Source organism: Cyclobacterium sp. SYSU L10401 (genome assembly GCF_010993705.1).
In the GTDB taxonomy this organism is placed as follows: Bacteria; Bacteroidota; Bacteroidia; order Cytophagales; family Cyclobacteriaceae; genus Cyclobacterium.
The window spans coordinates 106,095-119,328 of the sequence record NZ_WOFO01000007.1 but is presented as its reverse complement, the minus strand read 5'-3'; the positions used below and the strand labels follow the sequence as shown (position 1 = coordinate 119,328).

Genomic DNA, 13,234 nt, shown 5'->3' with positions numbered 1-13,234 from the left:
TTTCCATGAAATAAAGTTAAAAATCCGTACTGGTAGCATCATAGTCAAAGTCCTGGTAACTATCCTGCTCCAAATCATATTTGGAGCAGTCAATTTCTACACTTAGGGGCCTTTCAGGCTTTGGAAAAGGCCCTTTTGTTATGCCCAGGGATGGGTCTTCGTAAACCTTGGTCATGAATTTGGCCCATATGGGTCTGGCAGTTCTTGAGCCTTGTCCATTGATCCAGCTTCTAAAATGTATGGCGCGGTCATCCCCACCGACCCAAACACCACTTACCAGGTCTTTGGTAACACCCATGTACCAGCCATCAGAGGCGTTCTGGGTAGTACCTGTCTTTCCGCCAATTTCATTTCCTTCATCCCTGATATTTCTGGGTAATCCCTGACTTGTTCCTCCTTCTTCTTCAGTACCGCCCCGTAGCATGTATAACATGATATAGGCATGCTCCTCACTCATGGCAGGGCGCTTTCTTGGGATAAACTGATGCAATACATTGCCATTCTTGTCCTCGATTCTATCGATATAGATAGGGGTTATATGCTCTCCTCTGTTGACAAATGTACTGAAGGAACCTACCATTTCCATGATAGACACATCCACTGTACCCAGCGCCAAAGCAGGAACGGCTTCCAGTTCACTGTTAATACCTATCCGATGAGCTGTTTCTACCACCACTGCCGGACTTAGTTTCTTCATCATGTAGGCGGTAACTGAATTGACAGATTGAGACATCGCTGACCTGATGGTCATCCGCTCGTAGGTAAATTTACCATCGGCATTATTTGGTCTCCAGGTAGGCTGATCGGGGATATTAATTTCTACCGGTTGGTCGACGACAGTATAGCAAGGACTGTAACCATTTTCTATGGCTGCAGCATAGACAAAGGGTTTGAAGGTTGATCCAGGTTGCCTTTTTCCCTGCTTGACGTGGTCATATTTGAAATGTTTGTGGTTGGTTCCTCCCACCCAGGCTTTGATGTGACCCGAGTGTGGATCCATGGAGACAAAACCTGTCTGAAGAAATTTCTTGTAATAACGCAGGGAATCCATGGTGCTCATCATGGTGTCGATTTCTCCATTTTCATAGGAGAATATTTTCATTTTTTTCTTCTGGTTCAGCTTGTAATCAATGCTGTCCTGGTCATCACCGTATCTTGATTTAAGGTTTTTATAGGCATCCGTTCTTTTGACTGCATTTTCAATAAAACCTGCTATGGGTCTGCCCTGGCTATCGATCCATGGTTCCCTGTTACCCATTTCCTCCCTGAATTTCTGCTGCAGCTCGGGCATGTGTTCCCCCACTGCTTCTTCCGCATATTTCTGAAGGCGGCTGTCGATGGTAGTGTAAACCCGTAGGCCATCCCCAAACAGGTCGTAATTGCTTCCATCCGGCTGTAGGTTTTCTTTTGTCCACTGAATCAAATCTGCCTTCACTACTTCCCGGAAATAGGTGGCAAGCCCTTGATTGTGGCTTTCAACATTGTATTCCAATTCCATGGGAAGTTGGGAGATGCTATCGTATTGCGTTTGTGAGATGTAACCGTATTTATTCATCTGAGAAAGAACGGTGTTTCTACGACGGGTTGAATTTTCAGGATTGTAGACAGGGCTGTAGTAGGAAGGAGCTTTGAATAAACCTACCAGGGTAGCAGACTCCTGCAAGTTCAGGTTTCTTGGTTCTTTATTAAAAAATGTACTCGCTGCAGTTTTAATTCCGAAAGCATTGCTGCCAAAGTCAGAGGTGTTCAGGTACATGGTAAGCAATTCCTCCTTGGTATAGGATCTTTCCAGTTTTGCAGCTACGATCCATTCTTTGGTTTTGATAATCACCATTCTCAGTATAGGTACATTACTCAAAAGCCCCTGCGAAGCCTGGGTTCTGGTTTTGAATAAATTTTTGGCTGTTTGCTGGCTGAGTGTACTGCCTCCTCCGGCCCCACTCTGGCCCAGTAGAAGGGTTTTTACCAATACCCGCGATAGACCCCTTGGGTCTATGCCGGAATGGTCTTCAAATCGGACATCCTCTGTTGCAATCAAGGCATTGATCAGGTTGGGAGACAGTTCATTGTAGGTGACCGGGGACCTGTTTTCACGAAAATATTTGCCCAGTAAGATTCCATCAGCTGAATACAGCTCGGAAGCCAATTCACTTTGGGGATTTTCCAGTGATTCAAATTCAGGCATTTCTCCAAACAGCCCCAGAAAATTGGCATTAACTGCCAATATAAAAATCACAAAGCTAATTAGTCCCACCCCAAAGACAATCCACATGTATTTGATGATTTTCTGATACAAGGGATTGGAACTATTTTTTATGTTTTTACTCATGTTGATTATCAATAATTATTTTCATAAAATGAACGGTATTCATCTATGTTTTTTCTTTTATTGAGTTGTTGAAAGTTTTCAATAGAAATCACAAAACTACTATTTTTTATTTCTTCAGGTAATGAATCCTTGTTAAAACTATTTAAAAAGGATTCTTTATATTTTATGGATCTATCCGCATTTGGAAAGGGGCTAATGATAAGTATACTTGTCTCTTTGCTGATGGCAATGGTCCCTGTTCGCAACCTTTCGTTCGGAAAATTTTCATCATGAAAATTTTCCAGTGCTGCAGTTAGGTCTCCTGCATTATCAGCCAATTCTTTGTCCATGGGCAAAATGAATATATGAGTTTGGCCTTTATTATCTTTGTATGGCGATTCAGATGGGGTACCTGCCGGATCCTCTTCTTCTGTTTCCGCAGCCATGGCCTCGTCCTGGCTTTCATCAGGATCGGTTTCCATGACATTTTCTTCTTCTCCGCTCACGGCTTTCAATAGGTCTTCGGCAAAGGCAAGCAGTTTTTCGTCTTTGGCCTGTTGAAGGTATCCCTGGAGCCGCTCTTTGTAGGTATCCAGCGTTTCCAATTTTCCGGAAATCATGATATCCAATAGCAATAACCGGTCCGTGTTTTTGGTTAAAGGATATTTGTTCAGGGTTTCCCGGACGATCTCTCTTGCAGAGGTATATTCCCGGTTTTGAAAGTAAACATAAGCCACCTTGTAATTTTCCCCGGATTCAAAATTGGCCTGTGAACCGGATACCTGATCCGGGTTGTTGATGGATTTGGTAAATTGAGAATTTGGAAATTCTACATTAAGTAATTGAAAATATTTATCCGGATTGGCATTAATTTCTGCTGATGCCAGGTAAAGGGTATAGTAAGCCTCAGGTTTTTTTGGTGTATCCGGAAATTTTTGAATCAGACTTTCCAGGTATCCTATGGATTTATCGGGTTGCTTGAGGTCAAAATACAATATTTTCCCTAGGTTGAAATAGGCATCTTCCATTTCATCCTCCATCATTTCTCTGGTTTCCGGCTCATTGGGAATCTGACTCAATAAACTGGCTTTGTCAGGAAGTGTGCTGATTGATGAAGAATCCAGGGAGACATCCTGTATTTCTTCCGTTGCTGATATGGGTGAGCTGAAAGATTCTACAGATTCATCATCCTGGAAACTTCTGCTACTTCTCCTCCAATTATCGGATAAGGGACGGCTTCCCCATACCCTGGAAAATTCCAGAGCTCCCCGTTGGATAGCTGTAGGATTATCCCAATAAAAGGTAGAGGCTGCGCTGCCACCCGTTCCACCAAAAGCCAGCAAGTTTTCAAACAGACTTGTATTTTCCTTTTCACTGGCCAATTCTGCTTCCAGAATCAACCTTTCTTCCTCCTTTGCCAGGTAACCTGATACATATTTTTCCTGTTCCTCCGGGCTCAGCTGACTCAGCCTGATCAGGCTGTCATTTGTTGTCAGCAATTCATAATTTTTTGCATACTGATCAAATACTTCTTTTTTGGAAGCCAGATTGGAATAATTGCGGTCGGTTTCCTTAAATTTTGATAAGGCACTGTCCAGGTAGTATTTGGTTTTGAGGAAATCTTCTTTTTCGTTCAGGTATATCTCTGATAATTCCTGATAGATATAGCCTTTTTGCCTTTCATTTTCTCCCGGCTCCTTTGCCGCCAGGGTATACAGCCGGATGGCATCTTCCAGATTCCCCTGTTTTTTCTCAAACCGCCCTTTTTCAAATAGAATAACATCCCTGAAATCGATGTTTTTATTGTCTTTGTAAAGTTCATCATAGTAATCCCTGACCCTTTTCAGGTCTTTGCTCTTTTCCAGCTCAGCTACCTGCTGAGAATACAATTGCGCAAAGAATGTCCTTTCATAATTAGGACTACCGGTCAGGGCTTTTTGATAGTATTCATAGGCAAAAGCATCCAATCCCGCATTTTGATACATTTGACCAAGCATAAAATGCATTCGTGAAATTTCCGCTTTGTCATTGGTAAACTCCAATGCCTTAAATAAGGAGGGGACAATCATGTCTGTCTCTCCCCGCTTTTCGTAGTAGTAGGCCAGGGTTTTGTAAAGAAAATTTTTGTTTTCCTTAGAAATGCTGGTTTCCTTGGAAAGGTAATCTATGACGAAATTTGCATCTTCAAACTGGTCAAGGTCTATAAAGCTCTTCAGCAATTGAATCAGGGCCTGGTGTCGGACTTCATCCTGCCCACTGTTTACGTTCAGGTATTTAAAGGTATTTTGAGCCTCTTCAAACTGACCCTTGTAGTAATCTGCCTTACCGATAAGGAAATAGGACGGATCCACCCATTTGCTTATTTTGTGCCAGTCTATTGCTTTGGATGCCATTTCCCTGGCTTCCTTCAGGAGCGCTTCATTGGCTTCTATGGTGCTGCTATCTACAGGGTAAAATACAGGTAAAACTTGCGAGTAATCCTCCTGATGGTCTTCCCTTATTTTATCCTCCAGTTCCAATATTTTTTCATTGGCATAATAATAGGCGTTGAACCTGGCCGTTGTATTGTGATACAGGCGATTGGTAAAAGAGTCTTTTTGTGAGGAGCAGGCAGTGAGACTCAGCAGTAAAAGAGTTGAAAACAGAAAAAACAGGATACTTTTTTGCAATGTTTTGGAATTTGAAATCTTGTCCAAATTAGTTCTTTTGTAACAAAAACTTAAACGAAAGGAATTAAATTCTATTTTTGTAAAACAAATAAATTTAAAATGGGAGTACTTTGAGCTTAAAACAGAAAATAAATGATTGGATTGAGACCAAATTTCTGATTGTAATCAGAAAGGAGGAAGACTTTTCAGTAATCACTTCGTTCAATATCACCAAGATCAGGGTAGGTTTGTTAATCGTGCTGGTTTTTATGGCCTGTTTTGTTGCTGCCCTGTTTCTGTCAAAATCCCTATTGGCCAGGTGGTTTGACCCGGTATACATTGAAACAGAAAATATGGTCAAGATTCATACTTTATCCGAGACTATAGACTCCCTGATTCTGGAAGTAGAAGCCAAGGACCAATATGTAAAAAACATACAAATGGTGATCTCCGGAGAAGATGAGATGGATCAGGTGGAAACGTCATCTGCTGAAGAAAATCCGGAACGAGAACAAGTAAAAAGAAGTGAAATTGACCTTTTCAAAAGTAGTGAGGCTACGCAGAAGATTGTCAGTGAATTTGAGTCCCTACCCCTTGAAGAAGTAAATTTTGGAAGGATTACCAGTGGCTCCTTCACGGACAATTATTTTTTCCCCCCGGTAAAGGGGGTGGTCACCAGCAGTTACTCATCTTCCGAAAACCATTTTGGTGTGGATGTGGTCGCAGCCGAGGACGAGCCGGTAAAGGCCATTGCAGACGGTACGGTCATTCTTGCAAATTGGACACTTGAGACCGGCTATGTAGTTGGTGTGCAGCATTCGAACGAATTGATTTCGATTTACAAACATAATTCTGTAATATTGAAATCCGTTGGGGATCCCATCCGGGGAGGGGAGATATTATCCATTATCGGAAACACCGGAGAGCAGACCACGGGGCAGCACCTGCACCTGGAATTGTGGTACAGGGGTAATCCGCTTGACCCGCAAGAGTTTATAACATTTGACTAGATATGGCAAAAAATTCTGATGACAGAAGAAATACCAATGAATTGGTGACCTCCAGCAATCTGGTGGCAGTAGGAACAGTTATCGTTGGAAATATAGGTTCTCAGGGGAATATCCGGGTAGAAGGCACCGTAGAAGGTTCACTTGATTCCCAGCAAAAGATAATCATAGGAGAATCTGCAAAGGTAAACGGAGATGTAAAAGCTGCGGATGTAGAAATATCAGGACAAGTGAATGGAAACATTCACTGCGAAGAGTCCCTCTTTCTTAAAAAGTCTGCGCTTATTTTTGGAGACATTTTTACCAAAAAGCTGATCATTGAAAATGGGGCAGAATTTAACGGTAAGTGTAACATGGGAAATAATAACCAGTTAAAATTGGACCGGGATCATGCGAACCCCAAAAAACAAATCTCCTCAAACTGAGCCACCTGTTTATGTCAAATATTTTGGTTTGGCATTTCAAATGTGTGCCATCATTGGACTAGGCACCTATTTGGGATACCGACTTCATTTGAAAAGCGGGATGAGTTTCCCGCTTTATTTGTTGATAGGGTGTTTTTTATCAATAGCGATTGCATTTTACCAACTTTTCAAATCTTTGCAGTCCGATGAGGAAAAATGAATTGATTTTACCAGCATGTTTATTAAATAAAACCCGATAGTGAAGCTTCCTGTTCCTGAGTTGATGGTTAAATTGTTTTGGTTTTCCCTCGCATTATTCCTTTTAACGGGTGCATTGGAAGCCGTTTTTCCGGGTCCCTGGTGGCATGAACAAATTTGGGCCATGCTGTTTTTTTTTACGATCCTGACGGGGATATTAGGGTTGTTGGCCGTAAAGCTGATGACATTAGAAATGTTTAATGCGGTATCTGTCATTTTGGGAGTCACCGTCATCAGATTGGTTTGTAGTATTGGCTTTGTTTTTTTGATTTTATGGGGAGGTGATGAAAATTTACTTTGGTTTGTTGTTGATTTCTTTATCATTTATTTGTTGTACTTATTGTTTGATATCTACGGCTTAATAACTAATTTGCGCCTTCATTCGAAATAGGTGATAAAAAGTATTTTGATGTTCAGCAAAATAATCAGGTTAAGTTTCTTATTGTCAGTAGTTTTACTGACATTTTCAGGTGTGGCATTGGCAGCATCAGGTGACGATGAAGACAAGACAAGTTTCATCATGCACCACATTAAGGATTCACATGAATGGCATTTTGCTACTGTAGGGCATTCTCACATCACCCTGGCATTGCCCGTCATTATCTATTCTTCTGACAGGGGGGTTGAATTTTACTCCTCCTCCTCATTTGTAGATCCGGATACTCATCATTTTGGCGTGGAATACAATGGGTATTACATAGATGAGCATGATAAATTGCAGGCTGTAGATGAAAGCAGGTCTTTCCTGGATTTAAGTATCACCAAGAATGTAGCCATGTTGTTTCTGGTGTTGATCGTGACCCTCTACCTGATGCTTTCGGCTTCCAGCTTCTACAAGAAACATCCCAACAGGGCTCCCAGGGGTATCGCATCCTTTGTAGAGCCAATTGTGGTATTTGTGAGGGATGAAATAGCCCTGCCCAATATAGGTCCCCGTTACAAGAAATTTACACCATACCTTTTATCACTTTTCTTTTTTATCTGGATAGGTAACCTTCTGGGGCTTCTACCAGGAGCCGCTAACCTTACCGGAAATATTGCCGTAACTGTCACCCTGGCAATGATTACCTTTTTTGTGACCAATTTTAATGGCAATAAAGCTTATTGGAAACACGTGGTAGCCACTCCGGGTGTACCACTACCTTTGTTGCTCATCATAGTTCCCGTAGAAATTATTGGTTTGTTTACCAAACCCTTTGCCCTTACTGTCCGGCTTTTCGTAGCCATTACAGCGGGTCATATTGTGATATTGAGCTTTATAGGCTTGATCTTTGTATTTGAATCATATGCAGTAGGTGTTGCTTCTACCTTGATGGTGGTATTTATCAATGTAATTGAACTGCTGGTAGCGACCATACAGGCGTATGTATTCACCTTGTTTTCCGCCATGTATATTGGAGCAGCAGTAGCTGACCATGGACATGAGCATTGATTAGAAATTTCTTTGTTCAATTTAATTAAATAAAAAACGAGTATGTTAACTTCACTATTATTGACTGCCGGTTTTGCACTTATGGGTGCTGGTATCGGTGCCGGAATTGTAGCGATAGGCGCAGGTCTGGGTATTGGTAGAATCGGTGGACAAGCCATGGAAGGCATTGCACGTCAGCCTGAGGCTGCTGGAAAGATCCAGACCGCAATGTTGATCATCGCTGCCCTTATTGAAGTGGTTTCCTTGTTTGCAGTAGTAGTATGTCTGCTCATTGCACTTAATGGCAACCTTACTTTCTAAAGTAAAGGAAAATGGGCCGGCATTAGGCCGGCCCATTCTTTATAATTGAACAACCTGATATTAAGCATAAACAACATATACCATGGATCTGATTAGTCCTGATTTAGGTTTGATTATCTGGCAAACTTTAGGTTTTGCCATTTTGTTTTTTCTTCTGGCAAAGTTTGCCTGGAAGCCCATCCTTGCTGCGCTCGAAGAAAGGGATGGGGCCATAGAAGCTTCCCTGAGTGAAGCCGAAAAGGCCAAGTTGGAAATGGCGAATCTGGTAGCAGAAAACGAAAAACTGCTGCAGGAAGCTCGAATTGAACGGGATGAAATTCTCAAATCAGCCAATGAATACGCAGCCAAACTGATGGAAGACGCCAAGGGAGAAGCTTCCAAAGCCGGAGCAAAAATGATAGAAGAAGCCAAAGCGGTCATTGAAACAGAGAAGCAGGCAGCCCTTACAGATGTAAAGATTCAGGTGGCAGAGTTATCTCTTCTGATTGCGGAGAAATTATTGAGACAAAATCTGTCCAGTGAAGCCTCCCAGAAAAAATTGGTGGAGGATTTTGTGAAAGATATTAAATTAAATTAATCCCTAGCGAATGTCTGCATATAGAGTTGCCTCCCGTTACGCAAAAGCATTACTGGAACTGGCGGTAGAGAATGATGAGCTTGAACATGTGCATGGAGACATGTTGAGTATGTTGCAATATACTGAGCAAAACCCCGACTTTTTGAATGCCATTCAAAGTCCAGTGATCTCTTCAGAGCAAAAGCTTAAAGTGATCAAAGCATTGGCAGGAAAGCAGGCATCTCCACTTAGCTTAAAGTTTTTTGATCTTATCAGTAAAAAGGGCAGGGAATCCATATTACCCGAAATGGCCAATGGTTTTCACCGCTTATATAACGATCACCACGGGATCCAAAAAGCGGATATTGTGGCCACCATTCAATTGGACGATGCTTTGCGGCAATCATTCAAAGATATTGTAATGGAAGTCTCCGGGAAAGATAAAGTAGAATTGATAGAGAAAATAGATCCTAAATTGATCGGTGGATTTATCCTGAGGATAGAGGACCGGCAATTGGATGAATCCATCAAAAGCAAGCTGCAACAGCTGCGCCTTGGATTTACGCAGAACCTCTACGAAAAGAAATATTAGAATTTTAGCTGTAAAAAAATAATCCTATACAATAATGGCAGATGTAAGACCTGATGAAGTTTCGGCAATTATAAAAGAACAACTTTCTGGTGCCAGAACCCAAGCGGAATTAGAAGAAGTAGGTACTGTACTCCAGGTTGGTGATGGTGTAGCCCGTATCTACGGACTTTCCAAAGCACAGGCTGGAGAGTTGATTGAGTTTGATAACGGATTGAAGGCCATGGTGCTGAATCTGGAAGAAGACAACGTAGGGGCAGTGTTATTTGGAGATGCCAAATCTGTCCGGGAGGGAGATATTGTCAAAAGAACCAAACGGATTGCCTCGATCAAAGCAGGCGAAGGCATGCTGGGTCGGGTGGTAGATACCCTGGGTACCCCTATTGATGGTAAAGGCCCCCTGGAGGGAGAGCTTTACGAAATGCCTCTGGAAAGAAAAGCCCCGGGGGTAATTTACAGGCAGCCGGTGAATGAACCACTCCAGACAGGCATCAAATCCATTGATGCCATGATTCCCATTGGCAGAGGGCAGAGGGAATTGATCATTGGGGACAGACAGACAGGTAAAACCGCCGTTGCCATTGATACCATTCTGAATCAAAAAGAGTTTTACGATAAAGGTGAACCCGTATTTTGTATTTATGTAGCCATCGGACAGAAGGCGTCAACAGTAGCCAATGTGGTGGCATCCCTGGAAAAGGGAGGAGCCCTTCCGTATACGGTTATTGTAAGTGCTTCTGCTGCTGATCCGGCTCCCATGCAGTTTTTTGCTCCGTTTACAGGTGCTGCCATTGGAGAATTTTTTCGGGATACAGGTAAGCCGGCGCTGGTCGTTTATGATGACCTTTCCAAGCAGGCAGTAGCTTACCGGGAGGTTTCCCTATTGCTGAGAAGGCCTCCGGGACGGGAAGCTTACCCTGGGGATGTTTTCTACCTTCACTCCAGACTGCTGGAAAGAGCCGCCAAAATCAATGCTTCGGATGAAATAGCAAAGCAAATGAACGATTTGCCGCCATCTTTGATCCCCTTGGTAAAAGGTGGGGGGTCTTTGACTGCTCTTCCAATAATTGAAACTCAGGCAGGTGACGTTTCCGCCTATATTCCTACCAATGTAATTTCGATTACCGATGGACAAATATTTTTGGAAACCAACCTGTTTAACTCCGGAATTCGTCCTGCCATTAACGTGGGGATTTCCGTATCCAGGGTAGGTGGAAACGCCCAAATTAAATCCATGAAGAAAGTGGCCGGTACCCTTAAGCTGGATCAGGCTCAATTCAGGGAACTGGAAGCCTTTTCTAAATTTGGATCTGATTTGGATCCCACCACCAAAAGGACCATTGAGCGGGGAAGAAGGAATCAGGAAATATTGAAGCAAGGTCAGTATTCACCTGTACGGGTAGACCTGCAGGTAGCGATTATCTATGCCTCTACCAAAGGGTTGCTAGATACCATCCCGGTGGATAAGGTAAGGGCTTTTGAAAAAGATTTTTATAACCTGATCACGGCCCAATACCCTGAGGCCCTTACAGCAATCAATAAAGGAGATTTGGATACTACAGGAGAACTATTGAAAAAGGCAGTAGCTGAACTGGCACCAAAATATGCGGCTAAATAAAGCAGCGTATCGGTTTTAAGGTATTTACAGAGGAGCAAATTAAAACATGGCAAACCTAAAGGAAGTAAAAGAAAGGATCAACTCGGTAAGTTCGACCCAGCAGATTACCAAGGCAATGAAGATGGTGGCTGCCGCTAAATTGAGAAGAGCTCAGGACAAGATTACCCAAATGCGTCCCTATTCTCAAAAGCTTTCTGCGATTCTGAATAACATTTCGTCGGGATCTGAGGGAAGTACCGATATCGTTTATGCCAAAGAGAGGCCTGTGTCAAAAGTATTGATTGTTGCCATCACTTCAGACAAAGGACTTTGCGGTGCATTCAACTCCAATATCTTAAAGGCATCCATGCTTTCTATTCAGGAAAAATATGAAGGAAAGCAGGTAACCATCATGCCCATTGGTAAAAAGGCATTTGATTTCTTTAAAAAGAAAGATTTTCCAGTGATTAGTGACCATTATCAATTATTTGACGATGTTTCCTTTGAACCGATAAAAAAAGCGGCAGAAGCTGTGATGGAGGCCTTCGTTAATGGCACCTTTGACCAGGTAGTGCTCGTCTACAATGAATTTAAAAATGTGGCCACTCAGCTGGTGGTCAGGGAGCAGTTTCTACCCATTACCAGGTTGGAATCAGAAGAGGGAGCCAGTCCAAGCAGTCAGGAATACATAGTGGAGCCTTCCAGAGAATATATCATTGAAGAATTGGTACCCAATTCGCTGAAAATTCAATTCTATAAAGCCATTCTGGATAGCAATGCTTCTGAGCATGGCGCCAGGATGACAGCCATGAGTAAGGCCACGGACAATGCCGCCGAGTTGCTTAAGGAACTTAAATTGGTCTACAACAGGACCAGACAGGCCGCCATTACCAACGAAATCCTCGAGATCGTAGCAGGTGCCAATGCACTTGAAGGGAATTGATTTTTCCTGAAACCAAACTTTTAAAGGACCGGTTGATGTTATTCACCGGTTTTTTTGTTTGTGGCCATGCCTGCCATGGTTGGGCTTGGCTAAATTATGCCTACATTTATTCTGAAATAACGTTTTCCAGATCGCTGGGTTAAAAACTAACATAAGCAGGTAGCAGTTGATTTCACATGAAGGTAATCGGGGTTCAGGAATTTTTGACATTGAAAAGTGAAGGCATTCCTGTATTGGATACGCGATCCCCTGCTGAATTTCAATCAGGTCATATTCCGGGAGCCATCAGCTTCCCGCTTTTCGAAAATGAGGAAAGGGCAACTATTGGCACCATTTATAAGCAGGAAAATAAGCAAAAAGCGATCAAGGCCGGGCTGGATCTGATAGGACCAAAAATGAGCGGTTTCATAGAAAGGGCGGAAGCCCTTGGGAGCAGCCAATTGCTGGTGCATTGCTGGCGCGGTGGCATGCGTTCCCAAAGCATGGCCTGGCTTTTGGAGCTTTATGGTTTTCAGATTCAGGTGCTCCATGGAGGCTATAAGGCCTTTAGAAATGCCATGTTAAGCTATTTTGAGGCTCCTCCGGCACTAAAAGTACTGTCTGGTGCTACAGGGTCAATGAAAACTAGGCTCTTGCATGAAATGCAATCCCTCGGAGCTCAGGTAGTGGATCTGGAAATGCTGGCCAATCACCAGGGTTCTAGTTTTGGTAATCAACTGAGTACCGGACAGCCTTCAACAGAGCAATTTCAGAATGAGGTGTATGAAGCTTTTGTGCAGCTGGACCAAAGTCAGCCCATATGGCTGGAAGATGAGTCTTTTTCTATTGGTAAAGTAAAGTTGATTGAAACCTTGTACAGAAACATGCAAACTGCCCCTCATTATCTTCTGGTCATGCCCAGGGAAAAGCGAATCGCTGTGTTGGTTGAATCCTATGGGAAAATCCCCCCTGAGAATCTGGTGCAGGCCACCCAACATATCGAAAAGAAACTGGGAAAGGAACTGTGCCGGGAGGCTGTTGAAAAAATACGTTCCGGTCAATTGAAAGCGGCTGTAGGGATTATTTTGACGTATTATGACAAAGCCTATACCAAAGGCATTGAAAAGAAATCATCCTTTATCAAGGCGGAGTTTCACTTTAATGACGCTGATCTTCGGGAAATGGCCAAAAAACTAATCAATCACTAAATAAA

The 13,234-nt window shown here is 42.8% G+C and carries 13 protein-coding genes; 11 read left to right on the top strand and 2 right to left on the bottom strand.

The genetic code is table 11. The features are described 5' to 3' along the window. Nucleotides 1-16 precede the first annotated feature (16 nt). The gene (locus GL182_RS16580) at nt 17-2,329 is read right to left on the bottom strand and encodes a penicillin-binding protein 1A (protein WP_205603671.1); all 2,313 of its coding nucleotides are present in this window, start codon (nt 2,327-2,329) and stop codon (nt 17-19) included. A gap of 8 nt (nt 2,330-2,337) precedes the next feature. After that, nucleotides 2,338-4,977, bottom strand: a complete 2,640-nt coding sequence (locus tag GL182_RS16575; protein WP_163380897.1) for a tetratricopeptide repeat protein — start codon at nt 4,975-4,977, stop codon at nt 2,338-2,340. 110 nt (nt 4,978-5,087) lie between these two features. On the opposite strand from GL182_RS16575, the gene GL182_RS16570 reads away from it, so the two are divergent. The 11 genes from GL182_RS16570 to mnmH all read left to right on the top strand — a co-directional run bounded on the left by GL182_RS16570 (nt 5,088) and on the right by mnmH (nt 13,229). Then, the gene (locus GL182_RS16570; RefSeq protein WP_163380896.1) at nt 5,088-5,966 is read left to right on the top strand and encodes a M23 family metallopeptidase; all 879 of its coding nucleotides are present in this window, start codon (nt 5,088-5,090) and stop codon (nt 5,964-5,966) included. Between the two features lie 2 nt (nt 5,967-5,968). Beyond that, on the top strand, nt 5,969-6,388 hold the full coding sequence (locus GL182_RS16565; RefSeq protein WP_163380895.1) for a polymer-forming cytoskeletal protein: 420 nt from the start codon (nt 5,969-5,971) through the stop codon (nt 6,386-6,388). Beyond that, nucleotides 6,354-6,587 (top strand): AtpZ/AtpI family protein, encoded by a 234-nt coding sequence (locus tag GL182_RS16560; RefSeq protein ID WP_163380894.1) that lies wholly within the window; start codon nt 6,354-6,356, stop codon nt 6,585-6,587. Before GL182_RS16565 ends, GL182_RS16560 begins: the two co-directional genes overlap by 35 nt. Nucleotides 6,588-6,626: 39 nt before the next feature. Then, nucleotides 6,627-7,016, top strand: coding sequence for a hypothetical protein (locus tag GL182_RS16555; protein ID WP_163380893.1), 390 nt, complete (start codon nt 6,627-6,629; stop codon nt 7,014-7,016). Nucleotides 7,017-7,034: 18 nt separating this feature from the next. Further along, nucleotides 7,035-8,057, top strand: a complete 1,023-nt coding sequence (gene atpB, locus GL182_RS16550) for a F0F1 ATP synthase subunit A (protein ID WP_163380892.1) — start codon at nt 7,035-7,037, stop codon at nt 8,055-8,057. 42 nt (nt 8,058-8,099) lie between these two features. Continuing rightward, nucleotides 8,100-8,357, top strand: a complete 258-nt coding sequence (atpE, locus tag GL182_RS16545) for an ATP synthase F0 subunit C (RefSeq protein WP_010854327.1) — start codon at nt 8,100-8,102, stop codon at nt 8,355-8,357. 82 nt (nt 8,358-8,439) lie between these two features. Beyond that, a complete protein-coding gene (locus GL182_RS16540; protein WP_163380891.1) occupies nt 8,440-8,934 on the top strand; it encodes a F0F1 ATP synthase subunit B in 495 nt (164 codons plus the stop codon). Between the two features lie 10 nt (nt 8,935-8,944). Beyond that, complete coding sequence (atpH, locus tag GL182_RS16535) at nt 8,945-9,505, top strand: ATP synthase F1 subunit delta (protein WP_163380890.1); 561 nt, start codon at nt 8,945-8,947, stop codon at nt 9,503-9,505. A 34-nt stretch (nt 9,506-9,539) separates the two neighbouring features. Beyond that, a complete protein-coding gene (gene atpA / locus GL182_RS16530) occupies nt 9,540-11,120 on the top strand; it encodes a F0F1 ATP synthase subunit alpha (RefSeq protein ID WP_163380889.1) in 1,581 nt (526 codons plus the stop codon). 46 nt (nt 11,121-11,166) lie between these two features. Then, entirely contained in the window at nt 11,167-12,042 is an 876-nt protein-coding gene (gene atpG / locus GL182_RS16525; RefSeq protein ID WP_163380888.1) for an ATP synthase F1 subunit gamma, read from the top strand. Between the two features lie 176 nt (nt 12,043-12,218). Next, the gene (gene mnmH, locus GL182_RS16520) at nt 12,219-13,229 is read left to right on the top strand and encodes a tRNA 2-selenouridine(34) synthase MnmH (protein ID WP_163380887.1); all 1,011 of its coding nucleotides are present in this window, start codon (nt 12,219-12,221) and stop codon (nt 13,227-13,229) included. Nucleotides 13,230-13,234 lie beyond the last annotated feature (5 nt).